The sequence below is a fragment of the Mesorhizobium oxytropidicola genome (assembly GCF_056174625.1).
This window is the reverse complement of sequence record NZ_CM149692.1, coordinates 6,535,527-6,556,237: the sequence shown is the minus strand read 5'-3', so window position 1 is coordinate 6,556,237 and position 20,711 is coordinate 6,535,527. Positions and strand designations below refer to the sequence as shown.

13 protein-coding genes and 3 pseudogenes are annotated in these 20,711 nt (G+C 61.0%); 4 read left to right on the top strand and 12 right to left on the bottom strand.

Going from position 1 to position 20,711, the window contains the following annotated elements; all coding sequences use genetic code 11:
• Window positions 1-47 precede the first annotated feature (47 nt).
• Entirely contained in the window at window positions 48-872 is an 825-nt protein-coding gene (locus AC0V8S_RS32725) for a hypothetical protein (protein WP_183456732.1), read from the bottom strand.
• A gap of 192 nt (window positions 873-1,064) precedes the next feature.
• Here AC0V8S_RS32725 and AC0V8S_RS32720 point away from each other — a divergent pair, with 192 nt between their 5' ends.
• Window positions 1,065-2,480, top strand: coding sequence for an adenylate/guanylate cyclase domain-containing protein (locus AC0V8S_RS32720; protein WP_183456734.1), 1,416 nt, complete (start codon window positions 1,065-1,067; stop codon window positions 2,478-2,480).
• A gap of 19 nt (window positions 2,481-2,499) precedes the next feature.
• On the opposite strand, the gene AC0V8S_RS32715 is transcribed toward AC0V8S_RS32720, so the two are convergent.
• The 8 genes and pseudogenes from AC0V8S_RS32715 to AC0V8S_RS32680 form a co-directional block, all read right to left on the bottom strand.
• Window positions 2,500-2,979: a class I SAM-dependent methyltransferase gene (locus AC0V8S_RS32715; RefSeq protein WP_183456736.1), complete on the bottom strand. Its 480-nt coding sequence runs from the start codon at window positions 2,977-2,979 to the stop codon at window positions 2,500-2,502.
• Between the two features lie 206 nt (window positions 2,980-3,185).
• Window positions 3,186-4,367, bottom strand: a complete 1,182-nt coding sequence (locus AC0V8S_RS32710; protein ID WP_183456738.1) for an ABC transporter permease — start codon at window positions 4,365-4,367, stop codon at window positions 3,186-3,188.
• Window positions 4,364-5,362 carry an ABC transporter permease gene (locus tag AC0V8S_RS32705; RefSeq protein ID WP_027031334.1) on the bottom strand — a complete coding sequence of 333 codons (999 nt, stop codon included), beginning with the start codon at window positions 5,360-5,362 and terminating at the stop codon, window positions 4,364-4,366. Before AC0V8S_RS32705 ends, AC0V8S_RS32710 begins: the two co-directional genes overlap by 4 nt.
• 2 nt (window positions 5,363-5,364) lie before the next feature.
• A complete protein-coding gene (locus AC0V8S_RS32700; protein WP_475435673.1) occupies window positions 5,365-7,263 on the bottom strand; it encodes an ABC transporter substrate-binding protein in 1,899 nt (632 codons plus the stop codon).
• Window positions 7,260-9,155: an ABC transporter ATP-binding protein gene (locus tag AC0V8S_RS32695; RefSeq protein ID WP_475435672.1), complete on the bottom strand. Its 1,896-nt coding sequence runs from the start codon at window positions 9,153-9,155 to the stop codon at window positions 7,260-7,262. Before AC0V8S_RS32695 ends, AC0V8S_RS32700 begins: the two co-directional genes overlap by 4 nt.
• Window positions 9,156-9,297: 142 nt before the next feature.
• Window positions 9,298-10,637: pseudogene (locus AC0V8S_RS32690) on the bottom strand (adenylate/guanylate cyclase domain-containing protein).
• A gap of 247 nt (window positions 10,638-10,884) precedes the next feature.
• A complete protein-coding gene (locus tag AC0V8S_RS32685) occupies window positions 10,885-12,228 on the bottom strand; it encodes a nucleotide sugar dehydrogenase (protein WP_475435670.1) in 1,344 nt (447 codons plus the stop codon).
• A 114-nt stretch (window positions 12,229-12,342) separates the two neighbouring features.
• Complete coding sequence (locus tag AC0V8S_RS32680; RefSeq protein WP_475435668.1) at window positions 12,343-13,521, bottom strand: DUF3095 domain-containing protein; 1,179 nt, start codon at window positions 13,519-13,521, stop codon at window positions 12,343-12,345.
• 73 nt (window positions 13,522-13,594) lie between these two features.
• On the opposite strand from AC0V8S_RS32680, the gene AC0V8S_RS32675 reads away from it, so the two are divergent.
• Window positions 13,595-14,683, top strand: a complete 1,089-nt coding sequence (locus AC0V8S_RS32675; RefSeq protein WP_475435667.1) for a glycosyltransferase family 4 protein — start codon at window positions 13,595-13,597, stop codon at window positions 14,681-14,683.
• Window positions 14,680-15,444 carry a polysaccharide deacetylase family protein gene (locus AC0V8S_RS32670; protein WP_475435665.1) on the top strand — a complete coding sequence of 255 codons (765 nt, stop codon included), beginning with the start codon at window positions 14,680-14,682 and terminating at the stop codon, window positions 15,442-15,444. The genes AC0V8S_RS32675 and AC0V8S_RS32670 overlap by 4 nt, the downstream gene beginning before the upstream one ends.
• 1 nt (window position 15,445) lies before the next feature.
• Here AC0V8S_RS32670 and AC0V8S_RS32665 read toward each other — a convergent pair whose 3' ends face one another.
• The 3 genes and pseudogenes from AC0V8S_RS32665 to AC0V8S_RS32655 all read right to left on the bottom strand — a co-directional run bounded on the left by AC0V8S_RS32665 (window position 15,446) and on the right by AC0V8S_RS32655 (window position 19,845).
• The gene (locus AC0V8S_RS32665; protein WP_095197946.1) at window positions 15,446-16,300 is read right to left on the bottom strand and encodes an MBL fold metallo-hydrolase; all 855 of its coding nucleotides are present in this window, start codon (window positions 16,298-16,300) and stop codon (window positions 15,446-15,448) included.
• A 75-nt stretch (window positions 16,301-16,375) separates the two neighbouring features.
• Window positions 16,376-16,824, bottom strand: a pseudogene (locus tag AC0V8S_RS32660) (cyclic nucleotide-binding domain-containing protein).
• 307 nt (window positions 16,825-17,131) lie between these two features.
• A pseudogene (locus AC0V8S_RS32655) lies at window positions 17,132-19,845 on the bottom strand (ABC transporter transmembrane domain-containing protein).
• Window positions 19,846-20,004: 159 nt separating this feature from the next.
• Between AC0V8S_RS32655 and AC0V8S_RS32650 the strand changes: the two are divergent.
• Entirely contained in the window at window positions 20,005-20,679 is a 675-nt protein-coding gene (locus tag AC0V8S_RS32650; protein ID WP_475435663.1) for a class I SAM-dependent methyltransferase, read from the top strand.
• Window positions 20,680-20,711 lie beyond the last annotated feature (32 nt).

Here is a 20,711-nt window from a genome sequence, read left to right as displayed (position 1 = left end):
GGCACGATGCACCGGACGTCACCTGAAAATCCAGCTATCTCTGCAGCCTATGCCGCCGATTGCGAGCCAAAATAGCGGGAGGCGGCGTAGAGTTTGAAGACGCCGCTGATGCCGATCCAGCCAAAAAGGGCGAGCCAGCACAACGTCCTGGTCGCCGCCCAGTCGATCCGGTGCACCGCAGCGTCGGTGATGACGAGGCCAAGGATTGCAAGCAGGCCAACCAGAAACTGTGCCAGGCCGAGCACCAGCAGTTCCTCGCGCGGCGCGCCTTTCCAGGCGAGGTATGTGCCGCCGGCGCCGGCGAGGAAGATGGCGCTGTAGACCTGGCCGTGGAAGGGATCGACGGGCCACGGCCAGCTGCTGCTGACCACCCGGGGGAACAGCAACATACCGACGCCGTAGAGCCCAAGGATCGCCGTTTCCGCCAGCATGTAGCCGCGCCATGCGGGATTCAGGGTCACGCCTTTTGCCGAAGGACGGGCCCTGGCCCACCACAGGAACAGCCCGGATACCGCGGCCGAGGCTAGATAGACCAGGAACCAAAGCCAGGCCGCTTTTCGTTCGAAGTTGAAATAGCCGAGATTGATCAACGAAACCGCCGACACGATGACGGTGAAGATGAAGGCCATGACGAGCACCAGCCTGCCGGGCGACCAGCGATTCCAGAACAAGAGCGCCGCCATCACCGCCATTTCGGCGGTGTAGAAGCCGCCGAGGAAGCGGGCACTGAATGGCGTGACGGGCCAGGGCCAGCGCGGCTTGACCAGCGCCGGCGCGAAAAACAGGCCGGCGCCCACGATCAGGACGATGATGACCCCAGCGGAGAAAATGCGCAGGGCTGCTGGAAATGGCGGGTTGTCGGACGTCTGCATGGAAAGGGCCCCCAAAAGGTGAATACCCGTGGATCATCATAGTGCCGCTTGCGGTCGGATGGAAATCGAGCTGTCACCAGGTTTATCTATTCGAATGGCCGTACGGTCCGTTTCGACGTAAAATGGCAGACTCGGACCAAGGAGCGGTCCGGTCAACACGCCTCGGGAGGCACATTTTCCGGAGCCTGCACGATGAACGAAGCACAGGATCTGTTCTCGCTTCTGCGGCAATCGACCGATGTCGATCCACGGGCAATCGACGCGATCAAGCGAACCATCGCCGAGGGCGAGGATCGCGAGCTTTGCCGCATCAATGTGCCGGCCTTCGCCGGCAAGCATGGCCTCGACGAGGAGCGCGCCATAGGCGCCTTTCTCCATGCGGCGCGGGTAGGCATCTTCGACATTTCCTGGAATGTTCTGTGCCCCGGCTGTGGCGGCGTGCTCGACACCAACGCCACGCTGAAAACCTTGCAGAAGGACGAATACACCTGCGCGCTGTGCTCCGAGGGCTATTCGCCGACCCTCGACGAGATGGTCGAGGTGACATTCACCGTCAGTCCCCGCATGCGCAGGATTGCCGCCCATAACCCACACGAACTGCCGTTGATGGAATATTTCCGGCAGATCTACTGGGCGTCCGGCGTCGATCTGCCGGATGAGGATTTCGCGAAAACGATCGAAGCGTTCTCGTTGGAGGATATCGAGCTTGCGCCCGGTGAAAAGGCGGTCCTGCCCATACAGCTTCCATCCGAATTCATCATTGTCTTCGAGCCGGTCACCCATTCAGCGCAGTTCATCGACGTGAAGGGCGAACCGACAAAGGAGCGCCGAAGCCTCTCTTTGGTCTTCGACCGCGACCATGTCCAGAACCAGACGCTGGAGATGCAACCCGGCCCGTTGCGCATTTCGCTGGAAAACAGGACCGACACCCGCGTGCTGCCGACGGTCTTCATCGCCGGCCAGGCATTGCATGATCTCCTGGGCAAACGCCGGCCCTTCCTCACCGCCAAGCGCCTGCTCACCAACCAGACGTTTCGCGATCTCTATCGCACGGATACGCTCGACATCAACCAGCGCCTGAAGATCACCAGCCTGACCTTCCTGTTCACCGACCTGCGCGGATCGACCGCGCTTTACGAGCGGGTGGGCGACCTTTCGGCCTTCGATCTCGTACGCGCGCATTTTCAGGTTCTGCACGAGATCGTCGCGGCGGAGGCAGGCGCGGTGGTGAAGACGATCGGTGATGCGGTGATGGCGACTTTCGCGACGCCCGATCGTGCGATTGCTGCGGCCCTCAGGATGCGCGATGCCATGCGTGCGCTCAACGAAAAGAGCGGGCGCGAGGATCTGCTGCTCAAGATCGGAATCCATGCCGGCCCCTGCATTGCGGTGTCTATGAACGAGCGACAGGACTATTTCGGCCAGACGGTCAACATTGCTTCGCGGGTCCAGAACCTTGCCACTGCGCAGGCGATCTTCGCCACGCGTGCGGTGGTCGACGACGATCTCACCGCCGATCTGTTGCGCAGGAACGCGTTGACGCCGGTGCCCCACGAGGTCTCGCTGCGTGGCATTGAGCGAGAGATAGCCGTATATACGATCCCCTGAAAACCGGGCCGTTAGGCCCTTACACGCGCCTGTAGATAAAATAACGATCGGCTGATACCGAAGGCGGCGGCGGGACGCGTTGCAACTGCGGGTGATCGAGCGGCGTGCCGCTGACCGCGATGCCGCCGACGCGAAGCAGGCGCGCGGTCAGATCGGGAAGCCAGGTAGAGGTCACGGCATCGCGATCTTCATAGCCGGTGCCGATGTCGGCATGAACAAGAGCGGCGTCGATGCCAATGAACCTGCTCGCCGTCTCGTGTATTTCGCCGAGCACGAGGTTTTCAGCTTCGGGAATTGAGCTGGAGTGTGCGGCAAGTGCGCGGTCGAACGCCACGATCCGGCGTCCCGGCAGGCGCTCGCGCAGATGGTGGAACGTCCGGCCATTGCCGAGGCCGAGTTCGAGCACTGGGCCCTCGATCTTCGCCACCTCGGCGCAGACTTGATCGAGAATGTCGCGCTGTGCGGTCATCCTGCGGATGAAACTCTCGAGGCGACTCATATGCGTTTGTGTGTCCTGAACCAGCCCAAGAGATCGGCAATGCCCCCGACCGGAACGGGTCCGGGCGGAACCCGAGGGCGACGTGTTAAAGCCCGATCAAGTCTCGCCGCATATAGAGGCGAACGATGAACACCGCAATAATCGAACAGGCCGCCGGCAAGGAGCATACAGGGGGCGGCGGCGCGGCGCACTGCGGAATGGCGGTGTCACTTGTAGGGGTCCGCGGCGTCCCGCAACCCGTCGCCGAAGAAGTTGAACGCCATGATGACGAGAATGACGGGGAGCATCGGCAACAGCAGCCATGGATAGAAGGCGATCACGCTGACGCTGCGCGCCTCGGTGAGCAGGATGCCCCAGCTGGTTGTCGGCGCCCTCAGGCCGAGCCCGAGGAAGCTCAGCGCCGTCTCGCCCAGGATCATGCCGGGTATGGAGATCGTCGCCGTTGCGATCAGATGCGACATGAAGCCGGGAATGAGATGCCGTCCGATGATGCGGCTGCTGCTGGCGCCCATCAATTGCGCGGCCAGAACGTAGTCCTCCTCGCGCAAGGCTAGAAGCTTAGAACGCACGGCCCGCGCCAGTCCGGTCCAGTGGATCAGCCCGAGGATGACGGTGATGCCGAAATAGATCAGGATCGGACTCCAGGTTATCGGCATGATCGCCGCCAGAGCCAGCCACAGCGGGATGCTGGGGATCGATTGCAGAACTTCGATTATCCGTTGAACGATCAGGTCGAAGATACCGCCGTGGTAGCCAGCCAGCCCGCCGATGACAATGCCGAGCAGGAAGCTGAAACTGATGCCGACGAGGCCGATTGTCAGTGAAATGCGTGCGCCATAGATGATGCGCGAGAGCACATCGCGCCCCAGCCTGTCGGTGCCTGCCAGAAAGAGCTGGCCGTTTTCGGCGGGGCAGACAAAATGCCTGTCACCTTCGATCAGGCCCCAGAACCGGTAACTGTCGCCCTTGCAGAAGAAACGGATCCGCTGAACATCATCCTGTTTGTCTGTGTAGTTCCGCTTGAGCGTGTCCATATCCAGCGTCATCTGGCGGCCATAGACGAAAGGCCCGACGAACTGGCCGTTGTGGAACAGGTGCACGCGCTGCGGCGGCGAATAGATGTAGTCCATGTTGCGCGTATGCAGATTGTAGGGCGCCAGGAACTCGCAGATCAGTATCCCGAAATAAAGCACTGCCAGGAATATGCCGGATACAACGGCAAGCCGGTGCCTTCGGAATTTCCACCACATCAGCCTTAGCTGCGACGCCTGATAGACCTTCGATTGCTCCGGCGTCATCGCCTCGACCGACTGCAGGTCAAAGGGCGCGATGGAAACGTAGTGTTGCAGTGGAGCACCCGGAGCGGGCAGCGGCGATTGCGTGTTCATTTGGTGCTGCCGCCCTGCAAACGAATTCTTGGATCAAGCAGCGCCAGCGCCAGGTCGGAAATCAGCACACCGATGACCGTCAGGAAGGCGAGGAACATCAGGAACGACCCTGCCAGATACATATCCTGGCTTTGCAGCGCTCTGATCAGCATCGGCCCGGTCGTTTCCAAGGACAGCACGATCGCGGTGATTTCGGCGCCGGAGATGATGGCCGGCAGGATAGAGCCGATGTCGGAAATGAAGAAATTGAGCGCCATGCGCAGCGGATATTTGACCAGCGCCTTGAAGGGATGAAGGCCTTTGGCGCGCGCGGTCACGACATATTGCTTGTGCAACTCGTCGAGCAGATTGGCGCGCAGCCGCCGGATCATGCTTGCCGTGCCCCCGGTGCCGATGATCAACACCGGGATCCAGAGATGGGCGAGGATCGACTGCGCCTTGGCCCAGCTCATCGGCTCGCCGAGATATTGCTGGTCCATGAGATGGCCGATGGACGTGCCGAACCAGATGTTGGCGAAATACATCAGGATCAGCGCCAGCATGAAATTCGGGATCGCAAGGCCGAGAAGGCCCAGGAACGTCAGGCCGTAGTCGCCCCAGCTGTATTGATGCGTGGCGGAGTACATGCCGATCGGAAAGGCGATGAGCCAGGTGACGATGATCGTGACGAAGGAAACCAGCACGGTCAGCCACATTCGGTCGCCGACGACGTCGCGAACCGGCAGCTCATACTCGAAGGAATAGCCGAAATCGCCGTGCAGCATCCCGCCGACCCAGTAGAAGTAGCGAATGACCGGCGGCTGGTCGAAACCATATTCCTTGCGCATCATCTGGATGCGATCGGAATCCACCGCTTCGCCCTGAGCCCGAAGCTCGGCGACATAGCTGTCGAAATAGTCGCCGGGCGGAAGTTCGATGATCGTGAACACCAGCGCCGATATGACCAGCAGCGTTGGAACCATCACGGCGATGCGCCAGACAATATATCGAAGCACGCTCAGGTCTCTCCAAGCCAAAATGCATCCATCATGTAGACACCGAAATAGGCAGTCGGGTCGTAGCCGTAGAGCGCCTTGTCAGGCACGTTGCGCAGCCGCGAGGACGCCAGAACCGGCTGATGCGTTGCGTTCACCGTGCCGATCGAAAACACCTGATCGGTGTAGATCGACAGCATTGAATTCCAGATTTCGGCGCGCTCCGTGGCTTGGGTCGATGCGTTCCAGCGCTTGAGCAAAGCCATCAGCTCGACCACAGGCGGAAGGTCGGGCGCCTCACCGAGCGTGCCATGAGACAAATAGTGAGCACCCCAGAGCGGCCATTGCAACTGATCGTCGACGGTGGGGGCCAACTGATACGGGTTCATGTCGGCGGTCGGCACGCCATTGTCGATGCCCGACCACATCGACATCATGATCTCGCCGCCAAGCGCGCGGCTGCGGAAGATGTCGCGCTGTGACGTCCTGATGAACAGGGCAATGCCGATCTTGCGCCAGTGATCGGTGATGAGTTCGAGCGCGTCGGTTTCCAGCGTGCTTTCGCCGGCCGTTTCCACGATGATCTGCGCCGGGCGACCGTCGGGAAGTATCCGCAGGCCATCATCGTCACGCGTCTGAAGCCCGACCTGGTCGAGCAGCGCATTGGCCTGGTCGGGATCATGGGCGACCCAGGCTTTCGCGAATTCCGGCCGGTAGAGCGGGCTGTCCGGCAGGACCGTATCGGCACTTTCCTGCGCCAATCCGTAGAACACAGCCAGATTGATCTCGCGCCTGTCCACAGCGAGCGAAAGTGCGCGGCGCACGCGTACTTCACGGAAAAGGCCACGCCACACCTGGTCGGCACAATTCAGATTGGGCAGCAGCGCCAGCCGCGAGCCCTGTGTGCGTTTCCAGAGATGCATCTTCACCGGGTAGCGCTTCTCCGCGTCCTTCAGGAAGGAGTAGTCGGCAAAGTCGATTCCCATGCATTGCAGGTCGCTCTCGCCGGCACCGGTCTTGGCGGAAATGATTGCCGACGAGCTGACATTCATGACAATCCGGTCAACATAGGGCAGTTGCCGGCCATTCTCGTCTGTTCGATGAAAGAACGGGTTGCGCTCGAAGATGAACTGCTCAGCCGGCGGCTTGGTCCGGTTCTGCCAGGGATCGAGCGTCGGCAACTCCGGGTTCTCCGGGCGATACTGCCGCGACATGCGGATATGCAGGAGCGTCCATTTCTTCGCCCGGTACTCCTTCATCAGGCCGGCTAGCCGGAAGGGATCCTGGTATTTCTTGTGGAACTGCTTGAGATAAGCGGCCGGCAGAACAAGCGGTAGCGGCGAGGCAGCTGCGAGCTTGGGCAGGAAGTCGGGATTGGGCGCAGCCCAACTATAGCGGACCGTCAACGGATCGACGATCTCGAAGCGTGGTGGCTTGCCGTCCGCCAGCAGGGAAGGGGCGAGCCCGTCTTGCGAAAGTTCATCGTTCAGCCAGACATCTTCCCAGCAATAGCGAAAATCCTCCGACGTCAGCAGGCTGCCGTCGGACCATTTATGTCCTTCCCGTATCTTGAAGGTGAAGACGCGATCATCCGCTACGTCGAAACTTTCGAGAATGTCGGCTTGCAAGTTGAGCTTTTCGTCATAGCCGACCAGCCGAGCATACCCGTAGATCGTCATCATCCGGATATCTTTCTGGCTGCCGATGATCGTGCGCAGCGTGCCGCCATACTGGCCGGGCTGCCGGCCCATCGCAGCGAGATTCAACGCGCGCGGGCGCTTGGGCAGGCGTTCGGCGAGCGCCGGCAGCGCCCTGGCCTTCAGCTGCGGCTGAAGAAATTCCGGCTCCAGATCGGCGGCGCGCAACGTGCCCGGCAGAAATGCCGAAGCCATGAGACCAAGGACGGTGCGGCGGCTGATCAATGGCGTAGGTCTCTGACATCGGCCGAACGTCGAGCCAGCACGAGGTGGCCGCCGCCAAGGTCGAGCGGCGACAGCATATCCTCGTCGCCCTCGTCGCGGAATTGCGGTCCCCATGCGCTGGTATCGGAAGCGCCCCCGAGCTTCAGCGTCTTGAAATCCATCGGCCTGTCGAGATCCGGGAAAGGTACCGCGGCGACCAGTGAGCGCGTGTAGGGGTGGACCGGTTTCCTAAGCAGAATTTCGCGCGGCGCAAGCTCGACGATACGCCCGCCGCACATCACCGCGATGCGGTCTGCCATGTAGTCCACCACAGCCAGGTTGTGGGATATGAACAGGTAGGTCAGGCCCAGTTCCTTCTGCAGGTCCTTCAGGAGGTTCAGGATCTGCGCCTGGACAGAGACATCGAGCGCCGAAACCGGCTCGTCGCAGATCAGAAGTTCAGGCCCCAGCGCCAACGCGCGCGCGATGCCGATACGCTGACGCTGCCCGCCCGAGAAACTGTGCGGATAACGCTTGATGAAGCGCGGATCGAGCCCGATTGCCTGCATCAGGCTCTTGACGGTGGCCAGTCGGGACGCGGCATTGCCGCGCTGATGAATTTCCAGCGGCTCGCTCAAGATGTTCTCCACCGTCATGCGCGGTGAAAGCGACGAAACCGGATCCTGGAAGACCATCTGGATTTTCGCGCGCAGCATGCGCAGGGTGTCTCCCTCGGCCTCCAAGACGTCGATTGATCTGTCGCGGCCGTTGAAGACCACGGAGCCGCCGCTAGGGGTGACTGCCCGCATCAGCATCTTGCTGACGGTGGTTTTGCCGGAGCCGCTTTCGCCGACCAGACCCAGGCACTCACCCCGCCTGATATCGAAGCTGACGCCGTCCACGGCGCGAACAGTGGTTTGATGATCTCCGCCGAACCATCCGGACTTGCGGGTGGTGAAGACCTTTTTCAGATCCCTGACCGACAGCAGGATGTCGTCCGGCCCCATCGATGCCGGCGCCGTCTGCTTGCCGAGCAGGTTTCCGACATTCACCGGCACCTCGCGGAGCGCTTTGAGCCTTTCGCCAGGCTTCAGGTCGAAATGCGGAACGGCTGCCATCAGGCCCTTCAGGTAGGGGTGGCCCGGCCGGCGGAATATCGCCTCCACAGGTCCCGCTTCCATGATCTCGCCATGGTACATGACCACCACCTCGTCGGCGACATTGGCGACAACGCCGAGGTCGTGCGTGATCAGCAGCATCGCCATGTTCAGCTTGGTCTGAAGCTCGCGCAGCAACTGCAGGATTTGCGCCTGGATGGTGACGTCCAACGCCGTCGTCGGCTCATCGGCAATCAACAAAGCGGGCCGGCAGATAAGAGCCATGGCGATCATGGCGCGCTGACGCAATCCTCCAGAAAGTTCAAAGGGATACATGTCATAGGCGCGCTTGGGATTGGGAAAGCCGACAAGGCTGAGCATTTCCTCTGTCCGCGCCTTGCGCTCCACCCGAGCCATGGGCGTATGGATCTGCAGCGATTCGCTGACCTGGTTGCCGATCGTGTGCAGCGGTGACAGTGATGTCATCGGCTCCTGAAAGATCTTGCCGATGCGGCTGCCTCTCAACGCCCGGATTTCGGGTCCATCGCGCGGCATCTGCAGGATATCCTGCGTCGTGCCGGGCTTTTCAGGATCGGAAAACAGGATACGGCCGCGAACATGGGCTGTGTTCGGCAAAATGCCCATCACAGCCTGGCTGAGAACCGATTTTCCGGAACCTGACTCGCCCACAAGCGCGGTAACCTTGCCGGGCAGGACGCGAAGACTTGCGCGCCTGACGGCATGCAACGGTCCTCCGATAATGGCAAAAGAGATGCCAACATCTTCGATCCGCAGCAGATCAAAACCCGAATTCATTCTCGCACCAGCCCCACTCTGGCAGTCCAGAAAGCGAGACTAGCGCATTGCCAGCCTAGAGCAACTTGGATTCGAAACGGTCGCCCTTGGCGGGACCGACGACCGGACTGCCCGCCACGGCGTTCGGACCGGATTGGTGCGGTTACTGGAGCTTGCTCGGGTCGCCCGCCGATATCCGCGCGGTATCGCGATGAAGCAGCATGACCTGCTCGGCGTCCGATCTTCGGTCGTGAATCGGCTCCAGCGCAGCGTCTTCATCGAGTGCGAGAGCACCCGACAGATCGGTGCAAGCACCGTCAGCTTCTGCTTGATGCCTCGCAGTTCCTCCTTGCCGAGCGTCAACCAGCTGTTGGTCCCGCAGTAGCTGGCGAAGTCTTCGCTGGCGAGAACGCTGTGCGGATATTTCTTGGTCAGGGTCTGGAGGCGCTGGACCTCGTTTACAGCCGAGCCGAAGGCGGAGAATGTGAGCCGGTCGGTAAGCCCGACATTGCCGAACATCACATTGCCGACATGCAGGCCGATGCCAAATTGTATATCGCCCAACCCCTGCTCCTTTCTGCGCAGATTGAGATCCATCATGCGCGCGGTGGCTTTGTGCGCGGCCGCAAGAGCAGCCTGGCAGGCGATTTCGGACTGCGAGCGGTGTCTTTCGCAAGGGTAGACGGCAATAAAGCCATCCCCGATGAAACTCATAATCTGTCCGCCTTTGCGATTGAAAGGTGCGGCAACGGCGTCGAAAAACTGGTTCAGCGTATCGATATAGATTTCGCGGCCGGAGGTTTCGGCAAGCCTCGACGATCCACGCATATCGCCCATGACCAGCGCGGCCCGGATTGTATCGCCCTCGCCGCGTTTGATCTGGCCGTCCAGCACGCGCCTGCCGGCGTCGCCGCCGAGATAGGTGGTCATCATGTTGTCGGCGAGCTTGGTAAGCACCGCCATCTTGGTTGCGATAGCGAGATGGCTCTGGATGCGCAGCAGCGCCGAAATCATGCTGTCGCTGAAGCCTGTAGCACTGTCGGTGGACCAGGACCCGATCATGCCCTGACTGGTGTTGCCGCTGAAGGGATGGACGAAAGCCATGTAATCAGTGACGCCGATAAGCCTGAGTTCCTCGAAAATAGGAAACTCCGGCGGCAATGACGGATCGATCCGGCGTCGCAGATGGTCGAGCTTGTTGCTGAGCAGATGGTAGTATGGGCTGGTCAGAAATCTGTCCGACGGCCCGCCGGGCTCGGCGCGGAAGCCTTCCACTTCTATGCCCTGGCCGCGAAACCAGGTGAAGCCAAGCGCGTCATAAAGCGGATGAAGCATCGAAAAGCTCAAATGCACCCGCTTCAGCGGCAGGCCGGCAGCAGCCAGCCGTTCGCAAAAGCCTTTTACCAATGTTTCCAGGTCGCTGCCCGCCAGCGCCGATTGGTTCAGCCAATCGGCAACCTTATCCATGAGAATGGTGGAAATTTCTGCTCGCGCTGTGCTCATGCTATCCCGAAACCTGTCCTTTGATCCGCCATAACACAGTCCGCCAACGACCCAAAGATAAAGCCCCGACGTCAATGAGGCCGGCTTCGGCTGCATGCGTCAAGGAATTTCCCGGATGACTGTCCTTGCAACGAAAGGAGCGGGCGTAACTGCATCTATGTCCTGCGTCGCCTTATGTGGCGAGGCTGCCGGCGGAGTGCAATCACGATCCTGACATCCGGCAAAAAATTCGCCGGCTCAGACACCGTCAGGCCTTCACCACCGTGTCTCGGGCCAGCCCGAGGCGGCCAAAAACATTGCGTGTGTCGAGGATCAGAAGGGCGTGATCAGCGATGGTCTGGTAGTCGATCGCGTCGTGGTCGGTTGCAACGACCACAGCATCGAAACCCTTCAAGGCCGCCTCGGTCAATTCGACCGAGCGGCGCCCCTTGATCGCCATATGCTCCCGTGTGGTCGGGATCTCGGTAACATGCGGATCGTGGAATTCCGCCTTGCCGCCCCATTCCTCGATGAGCTCAATGAGCCGCAATGAGGGGCTTTCGCGGATGTCGGGCACATTCTTCTTGTAGGCCAGCCCGATGATGAGAATGCGCGAGCGGCTGAGCGCCTTGCCGCAGCGCCGGTCCAGCGCCTTCGCCAGTTCATCGACCACATGACGCGGCATGGCCGTGTTGATCTCTGCCGCCAGCTCGATGAAGCGGGTCGGCAGTTCGTATTCGCGCGCCTTCCACGTCAGGTAGAAGGGATCGATCGGAACGCAGTGCCCGCCAAGTCCAGGGCCAGGATAGAAAGGCATGTAGCCAAAGGGCTTGCTCTTTGCCGCCTCGATCACCTCCCAGATGTCGATGCCCATTGCACCGAGCACGACCTTCAATTCGTTGACGAGGGCTATGTTGACCGAACGGAAGATGTTTTCCGTCAGCTTGACCGCCTCGGCAGTCGCGGTGGTGGAAACCGGAACGACGGTCTTGACCACGCTTTGGTAGAAAGCCTGCACGAGCGCCGCCGCTTCAATGCCGTCGCCCGCCACGACCTTGGGGATCGTCGCGACTTCAAAGCTGCGGTTGCCGGGATCCTCGCGTTCGGGCGAGAAGCCGAGGAAGAAGTCTATCTTCGACTGCAAGCCGGTTGCTTCCAGTATGGGCTTGATCACGTCGTCGGTGGTGCCGGGATAGGTGGTCGATTCCAGCACGACGAGCTGGCCGAGACGCAGATGTTTCGCGATGGTGCCTGCCGTGTTCGTGACAAAGGAGAGATCCGGCTCACGGTGTTTCGTCAGCGGTGTCGGAACGCAGATGATGATGACATCGCAGACGGCCAGTTCGGTAAAATCCGCGGTGGCGCGGAACCGTCCGCTCGCCACCTGGCCGGCAAGGGCTGCCGACGTCACTGCCTCGATGTAGGATTGGCCGTTATTCAGGCTCTCGACCTTCCGGGCTTCGATGTCGAAGCCGGAAACCGGGAAGCCGGCGCGTGCGACCGCAACCGCCAGCGGCAACCCGACATAGCCCAGTCCGATCACGCCGACCTGCGCGGCGCGCGTCGAAATCCGGTTCAAAAGACGGTCATATATCGATTGTGAGGCGTCCAAAAGTCTGCTTTCCAGTCAATTCGGACAGGCTGTCCGTTGCCATGGCGAGGCTCACTCGGTCCCAAGGACCATGGCCGAGGCATATTGCGGAAGATCAATTTCCGCAAGCCGTCATCAAACTGGCGCCTTCGCCTTCAGGCTCGCGGCAGCCATCGCATAGCCGCCCGCGGCGCCATCGACGAAATGAATATGATCGCGCTGCAGCGGCGAGGCGACGAGGCATGTCATCAAGGCCGATTTCTGGCGGTGCAGGCCGTAGCTGCAGATGCCCGCCTCTTCCGCCTGTTTCAGCCGGCTCTCGATCCGTTGCAACACATCCGCGTCAACGTCGATCGTCATCTTCAAGCCGTCGTCGAACTTCCGGAAATCCGAATTGCTGGCCACCTCGCGTTTGTAGATCTTCGGATCGAAACGACCGATGGTCCAGCCAAATCTGTCGGTGACCGCCGTAAGCGTCATCAGGAATATCACCCACAGCTTCGTTAGCCACCGCCGCCCTGGCGGCGCCGTGGCCCGCGCCTCGACATCGAGGCCGGCGGGCAGCAGACTGTAGCCCGGACCGTCCACCGGCACCGGGTGGCCATCGCGCTCCTGCCTGCCGGCAAGGGCGATGATGTCGGAAGCCAGAAACTGAAAACCGCGCAAGTCGCGCGACGGCCCCGGTATGGCTATGATCGAGACGATTTCACCATGCCGGGCTTCTATCGGGTTCCAGCGGCAGGAGAGGCCGGTCAGATCCGGCCGCGCGCCGGCCGGCGCGGGATCGATGCGGTAGCGCCCGGCTTTCATCTCGGCTTCCGCCCAACTGCCGCCACCGCCGGCGAACATGGCATAGAAGACCGCTTCCGAGGCCTGGAACCTCGCCACGCGAACGTCGAGGCCTTGCGCTCTTATGTCCTTTATCGGCACGATTGCGGCACGCAAGGTCAGGTCCAGTTCGTCCGCCACCCATCTCTGGACAGCCGCCAGCGCGTTGCGGGTGACCTCCAGCGCCGAGCCGGGAAACGCCACGAGCGCGCCGTCGCCGCCGAAGACAAAGGGAAGATCTTGCCGACCCAGCGCATTGAGCAGCGCCGAAATGACGCTGGCGCCGGCCATGTTGACGGTTTTGTAGCGCCCGGCCTCGATCGCCTTGGTCGAGCCGACGATGTCGGCGGTGGCCAGCGCCCAGCCATCAGGGAGAGGCCGATAGTTGTCGATATCGGCAACGCTTTCGAACTTTGCGAAGACCGGCAGGGAAGCGACAAACGGGTCGGACGCGGCAGCTGTTTCCATGAGCATCAGATAGCACATTCCACGGCTTGAAGGCGAAGGCGATCATGCTTTGAAATTGACTTGCGCAGGCTTTCTGGGGATAGGTCCGGCGATGCGAATTGCCTTCTACGCGGCGCTGAAGTCGCCCAACCATCCCGTTGCCTCCGGCGACCGCCAGATGGCACGGATGCTCATCAAGGCGCTGGAGCACGCAGGGCACAGCGTCGAACTGGCATCCGAATTACGCTTCTATCTACGCGATCCGGAATTGAAAAGTTTCGAAGCGCTCAAGATCGAGGCCCGAGAAGAAGCCGCGCGGCTGACCAGGCTTTGGGATCGTGACGGCAAGCCCGATCTTTGGTTCACCTATCATCCCTACTACAAGGCGCCCGACCTGATCGGGCCCGAGCTGGCGTCGGCCTTTGCTGTCCCCTATGTGACAGCGGAAGCCTCCTATTCGAGGCGGCGAAACGCCGGCCTGTGGGCCGATGCGCAAGCGTTGGTGGCGCGAGCCGTCGCACAGGCGGCGCTGAACATCTGCTTCACGCAAAGGGATCGTCAGGGACTGGCAGATGCGATACCCGACGCCGCTTTCGGCATGCTTTCGCCCTTCATCGATACATCGGTGTTCCAGGAAACGCCGGCACGGGGGTGTCCGACGCGCCTCGTTACCGTCGCCATGATGCGCTCAGGCGACAAAGTCGAAAGCTATCGCATGCTGGCGCAAGCGCTCGATTCGATCCGCCACCTGCCCTGGACCATGTCGGTCGTCGGGGACGGGCCTGCCCGTGACGAGGTCAAAGCGCAATTCGCCGGCTTGCCCGCCGATCGTATCGAATGGTTTGGCGCGATTGAGCCAGCCGCCGTGCCGGATATCCTGTGCAGTGGGGGAATTTACGTCTGGCCGGGTTACGGCGAGGCCTATGGCGTTGCCTATCTTGAGGCGCAGGCCGCCGGCCTTCCGGTGGTGGCTCAGGACATCGCCGGCGTGCCGGAGGTCGTGCGGCATGGCCAGACCGGGTTTCTCACCCCGCCGGGCGATGTGGCGGCGTTCGCTTCCGCCATTGAAAGGCTGCTGGCCCGTAACGACGAAAGAACCATCATGGCCGCAGAAGCCAGACGGTTCGTCCTCGAAGAACGTTCCCTCGGTGGTGCAGCGGCGCGTCTGTCCGAATTTCTCGCGAAGATACCGGTTTCATGACATCCGATCAAATCTGGCGGCCTTTGGTGGAAGAACTGGTGCGCCGGCAACGGGCGGGCCGTAAGGCAGAGTTCTGGCTGCGCGACGATGACGCCGTGGATCCAACGCCTGCGCTTGATCGGCTGCTCGACCTCACGGCTGAATTCGCGGTTCCGGTCACTCTGGCCGTCATTCCGGCCGTGACTGATGAGAAGCTTGTCGTCCGGCTTGACCAGGCGCCGCATGCCACGGTCGCCATCCATGGCTGGACGCACCGAAATCATGCGCCCGAGGACCAGAAAAAGCAGGAGCTCGGCCCGCATCGGCCACGCGAGGCGGTGCTTGATGATCTGGCACGCGGGCTGTCGCACGTAACCGGCCTGCACGGCGCACGTGCCGTTCCGATGCTGGTGCCACCCTGGAACAGGATCGACGCCGGCTTGGTATCCGACCTTGGATCGATAGGATTTGCGGCATTGTCGGTCTATGGGCCGCCGAAGCCGGCTTCGCTGGCGGTCATCAACAGCAATGTCGACATCATGGATTGGCATGGCACGCGCGGTTGCCGCGATCATGGCCTGTTGGTTCAGGCTATCACCGCGCAATTGCAGCATACGTTCGACGGCGGCGAACCGGTCGGCCTGCTCACCCACCATCTCGTGCATGATGAATCGGCCTGGCTTTTCCTCGAACGGCTGTTCACCATCACTGCACAAACCGAGGCCTGCGCATGGCTTCCGATCAGGACATTGATCGAGCGCGGCGCCAGCTCAGGAAAATAGCTCAGCGCTTTTTGTCTAATGAGATCGGAAATTTGAGCGTTTGGCCATCCCGCGCGGCAAAAGCGCCGGCAAACCTGTCTTTGGCCAGTTTCTCCATCTCGTCCAATTCCCCGTCGGTGCGCGACGGTTCGTGGTGAAACAGCGCAAGCCCGCGCGCACCGGCGGCCTCACAGAGCTTGACGCCCTGTTGCCATGTCGAGTGCCCGTTGCCGCGGTAGCGCTCCATTTCCTCCTCGGTGTAGGTGCAATCGTAAATGACGAGGTCGGCATCTTCGATCAGCCGGAGCACCGCCTGATCGAGTTTGCCCGGTTCGTGCTCGGTGTCGGTGATCACCGCCACGACGCGGCCGCCCCATTCGACCCGGTAGCCTATGCAGCCGCCCGGATGGGTAAGACTGCCGGTTCGCACCACCACCCCTTCGCGCGGCCGAAGCACGTCTCCGGATACGAAATCGCGGTAGTCGAGATTTGCCTTGCAGATGTCCAGTTTCACCGGAAACCACGGCGGCCGAATGAACTCATCGACCATCTCGCGGGTCGTCATGCGTCCAGCGAGATGCCCGGACCAAAGTGTAACCTTGAAGCCCCTTTCATAGATAGGCTTGAAGGCTGGCAGCCCGATGATGTGATCGTAGTGGCAATGGGTGAAAAACAGGTCGAAATCGGTCACGCCCGACGCCCGAAGCGCCCTGCCGGCAGGCCGCAGGCCAGAGCCCGCATCGAACAAAAGCGTATCCTTGCCGCACCGCATCTCGATGCAGCTTGTGTTGCCGCCATAGCGAGCGAATTCTGGCCCAGATACCGAAATGCTGCCGCGCACGCCCCAAAACCTGACCAGGAAAACGTCGTCGTCCATGCTACCCCTTCGCAGTCAAGTCGCCCATGGTAGCCAGTGCCATCACGGCGGCGAGGACTAAGCTCACGTCACGCGTCACTTGGCGCTTCGTGCGTCGATCAGATCCGCGGTCGTATGGCTCAGGCGATCGGCAAGAACCCGCACCATCTCGATGGTCATTTCCGGGAACTCCTTCATAAGCCTCAGGAAATGATCCTTGCGGATTCTCAAGGCTTCCAGCTGGCTTGCGGCTCTGACGGTGGCGGTGCGGGAGCTGTTGCACAATATGGCGATCTCGCCAACAATCGAATTTGGCACCAGTTCGGCAACTTTTATCGGTCCGCTGTCGGAATCGACCAGAATATCCGCCCTGCCTGAAAGGATGACATAGGCGGCGTCTCCCTCGTCGCCCTGCCGGAAAGGATCTCGCCGGCGCTGTAGCTCACGCGATCGGATGTGAACGCAAGCAGCTTGAGCTTTGCCGGCTCTATGCCGGAGAACAAGGGAACGCGTTGCAGCATTCCAACCTCATCCTTGAGCAGCATTGTCGCAAACCTTCCCAAAAATTCGCGTTTGCCAGACTAGAGCAACGGCCGCCCGGATGGAATCAATTCTGTTTCCCGGGATGGCGAGACGAACCACGCGAAAGGTGGCGAGCCCGATGTTGTGCGATCGGGCGATGCCGCCTGACAAAATGGGCATCCGCCAGCCGGATCCGAAGAGCCGGGTGAAGTTTAGGCAAATCCTTCGGGCTTTCGGCGCGGATGTATTCTCGCCACGCCCTTCGCCGAATCCCTTGACCTTGCAGCAAATTTTCACCGGCGCAATGATCCCATCTGAACGTCCGTTGCTCTATGACAGCAGGTCCTTAAAGATACCGCTCCCTGCCAGAAGTGTCTCGTGTGTTCCGTCTTCCACCAATTGACCCGAGTCGAAGACGACAACGCGATCGAACATCATCGCCATTGCCGGGTTCGTCACGGCCCACACAATTGCCGGTGAATGGCCGTCGCGTCTGGCTTCCTCGAGCACGTTTCGCAGCACCCTATCCTGCATGCGCTGATCGAGTGCCGACAGCGGCCGGTTGAGAATGAGAAAATCAGGACGCTTGAGCAGGGCCCGGGCAACATCGAGCTTCTGTCGCTGTGCGCCGGTCAGCCGCCTGCCGCCGGCGCCGACGTTGAAGTCCAGCCCGACATCCAGAAGCTCGGCATAAAGCCCCAGCTCGTCGAGAATGTCATAGACGATGGAGCGTATGCGATCCGGCGCGTCGGGATGGTTGTTGCCCACACGCCCGAACAGGACATTGTCCATGACGGTGGCCGCGGCAATGTATTTGGCAGGATCATACCGTTCGACCGCATTTTGCAGCTCGGGCGGCAGGTTTTCATAGAACTGGTTGCGCGCAGCGACGATCTTGCTCATCAACTCGTCGCTCAGCAGGCCGAAACGGTGCCGGGGCTCGATATAGGCAAAGCTCAAGGTGACGATCATGGCCCGGTCGCTCTCCGAAACCGCCTCGTAGGGACGGTTCTTGAGCCGTTGCAGCAAGGTTTCGTAGGCGGGTATCTCCTCGGCGCTCATGAAGGCGAGCTGCTGGAAGAACTGGTGATCGGGCGGCAGATCGGCAAACAGCTCGATCGCCTGTTCGGCGATCTCCATGCCCATTTCGTAGAACGTGCGGTCGAGGCCGGCTTGCCCAGCACGGAAGCGAAATAGGGATTGGCCGCCAGGGCCTTGTCGGCCAGTTCGGGGCCGGCGGCGGCGCCGAAGAGCAGGTTTTGGCCGATCGTTGCTTCCTTGTTGTAGGCGCCTGGTTCGAAAGGAGCCACCAGTCCGCTCAGCCCTTCCTGTTCCAGCCGGGTTCGCAGCGCCACACGCAGTTCGACGATCCGCCTGGGAAGCTCCGTGTGGCGGGCGAGGTTGGCCGAAGAGCGCAAGCCAAGATCCAGAATGTCGCGCGACAGAACAACCGCGTCGAGCACCCGGCGCACGGCTTCGAAGAGGTCGTGCGGGCCGGTGGCGCCGGCGGAAGCATAGTCGATCCAGTCGCTGTGGATATCGAGATCCGTATTGCCGGACCGGCGCGCCTCGTTGATGTTCCAGCGGCGCTGATCAGCCGCGGCCCCGTCATAAGTCACCGACGTCAGCGGTGCATGCTTCAACCCGTAGAGCAGGTTATCGCGGAGGCTTGCCTGGAACAGGAAAACGTCCGACGACGCATAGGACATGCGCCGGCCGGTGACGGCTTCAGGGAGTTCAAGCAGGTCGTCGGCGCCCGAAGCGACCTTTCCGCTGTCCGGCCAGTTCAGGCGGGCGAAGGCTTCCGCAAGCGCCTCCGCTCCACCTGTTGCGGTGCTGACCAGCGCCACCGTCTCCCCCGGCTTGATCTGGAGGGAGATACGGTCGAGGAGCATTGCACCGCCATCGTCTGCTATGGACAGACTGATCGCCGACAGGGGATTGGTCATCGGATCGGGATCGTCCATCGTCAATGCCCCGATTCTCGGCGCAATGAGCTCCTCAACGGTAAACTGTTCAACGACCTGCTGATATTTGACCTGGACATCTTGCCGTGCCTGATCCCAATCGATCAGTTCCTTCATCGGTCCGGGCAGGTCCTTGTAGGCGCTGATCACGGCCACGAGCTGGCCGACGTCCAGCCGCCCCTGGATGACCAGATACCCGCCGATCATGTAGAACAGAAAGGGCGTGATCTGCGCGAGAAAATTGTTGAGGAACTTTACCATGAATTTCCATTGGTAAAGATCGAAGCGGATCTTGAAGATGAGCCCGAGCCGGGCAGCTATGTCGGCGCGCTCGTAGTTTGATGTATCGTGGACGTGAACCGTGCCGATGCCGTCGACGATTTCGCCGACCCGGCCCGAAAGCGCGCGCGCCGTCAGCTGCCGTTCGCGCCCGAGCACGATCAACCGGCGCCGCATTCGCGGGATGAGCACGATCTGGATCGCCACGATGACAAGCGCTATCATCCCGAGCCAGACATTCTGAACCATGATGAACAGCATGGCGGTCAGCGCCTGGCCGCCGAGCAGCACTGGCTGAAGGAAGGCATCGCCGATGAAGCCGCCCAGCGGCTCGACCTCGTCCTTCACCATGGTCGCCACTTCGGCGGATTTCACTCGCGTGAAGTAACTCGGCGGGAAGCGCAGCACACGATCGACCAGATCGAAGCGGATACGCCGCAGCATGCGCTCGCCGAGGCGGCCCTTGTAGGTGTTGATGTAGAGTTTGAACAGGCCGTTGATAACGACCAGCAACAGGAACACAAAGCTGAGGGCAAACAGCGTCTCCTTGCGGTCGAGCTGAAAACCGGAAAAGAACTGGACCTCTCCAAAGAACGGCAGATCATAGTGCAGCTTCAGGAATGGCCGGGTCGCGTCCGCTTGCTCGAAGCCGCGACCTTGGATCGGGCCATTGACGATCAGCTTCGGCAGGTCGAAGGACATGAAATACGGGATCATCGAAAGCAAGACGATCAACACTATCCCGACCTGCTGCCTCTTGGTGTGTGTCCAGATATAGCGGGCTAGGCTGGGTTCCATATGCGACTGTGGGCCTTCAGTTTAAAGAACAAAAGTAAAAGCACCGGCTGGTGAACGGCGCATCGGCAATCGTCGCCGGCGACACGCTCGAAGCCTGCGAGGCGGCTTTGCGGGCAAGATTGCGTTGTGTCGCCCGAAATCCCAACATACAAGGCGAATATGATGGATGTCACGCAACCACGCAATGTCGGCACGGACGGGCACGAGCAGGCCCTGGACCTCACGCGGGGAATTGCCGCCTATGTCAACCATCCTCTCGTGGCAGGGCTGGCGCGCGTCATCGCCAAGCACCCAGAGGCCGATATCGCCAATGCCTTCAACCACAAGCAGGTCGCCTGCAAGATGTGGGCGCTCGACAAGCTGTTCGAAAGCAGCGGCGGCCGGTTCGCGCGCATATGGGTCCTGGGTGGATGGTACGGCGTCTTGCCGGCAATGCTTTTCAACGACGCCCGCTTCGACATCGCGGCGGTCGACAGCATCGACATCGATCCCGAAGTCGCGGCGGTCGCCCGGACCCTCAATCGGCAAGCCGGAGATCGGTTCCAGGCGCTGACGGCAGATATGTACGCACTCGACTATGCGGCCGGGGGGGCCGACCTCACGGTTAATACGAGCTGCGAACACATAGCCGATCTCCCCGCCTGGCTTGCCCTGCTTCCGCGGGGCACGAATGTACTGCTGCAATCGAACGATTATTTCAGCGAGCCGACGCATATCAATTGCGTGGCTTCCCTTGCGGCCTTCGAAGCCATGGCGGCGCTGCGCGAGGTGCGGTTTTCCGGCGAACTGCCGACAAAAAAATATACGCGCTTCATGCTGATCGGGACTGTTTGATGCATTTCGCTCAAAAGTGCGCAGCGGTTTTG

Bases quoted from the DNA above. Each gene is read 5' to 3' on its own strand.
- AC0V8S_RS32725 (WP_183456732.1), bottom strand. From the start codon at position 872: ATGCAGACGTCCGACAACCCGCCATTTCCAGCAGCCCTGCGCATTTTC.
- AC0V8S_RS32650 (WP_475435663.1), top strand. From the start codon at position 20,005: ATGATGGATGTCACGCAACCACGCAATGTCGGCACGGACGGGCACGAG.
- AC0V8S_RS32665 (WP_095197946.1), bottom strand. From the start codon at position 16,300: ATGGACGACGACGTTTTCCTGGTCAGGTTTTGGGGCGTGCGCGGCAGC.
- AC0V8S_RS32710 (WP_183456738.1), bottom strand. From the start codon at position 4,367: ATGAACACGCAATCGCCGCTGCCCGCTCCGGGTGCTCCACTGCAACAC.
- AC0V8S_RS32675 (WP_475435667.1), top strand. From the start codon at position 13,595: ATGCGAATTGCCTTCTACGCGGCGCTGAAGTCGCCCAACCATCCCGTT.
- AC0V8S_RS32680 (WP_475435668.1), bottom strand. From the start codon at position 13,521: ATGTGCTATCTGATGCTCATGGAAACAGCTGCCGCGTCCGACCCGTTT.
- AC0V8S_RS32720 (WP_183456734.1), top strand. From the start codon at position 1,065: ATGAACGAAGCACAGGATCTGTTCTCGCTTCTGCGGCAATCGACCGAT.
- AC0V8S_RS32715 (WP_183456736.1), bottom strand. From the start codon at position 2,979: ATGAGTCGCCTCGAGAGTTTCATCCGCAGGATGACCGCACAGCGCGAC.
- AC0V8S_RS32695 (WP_475435672.1), bottom strand. From the start codon at position 9,155: ATGAATTCGGGTTTTGATCTGCTGCGGATCGAAGATGTTGGCATCTCT.
- AC0V8S_RS32670 (WP_475435665.1), top strand. From the start codon at position 14,680: ATGACATCCGATCAAATCTGGCGGCCTTTGGTGGAAGAACTGGTGCGC.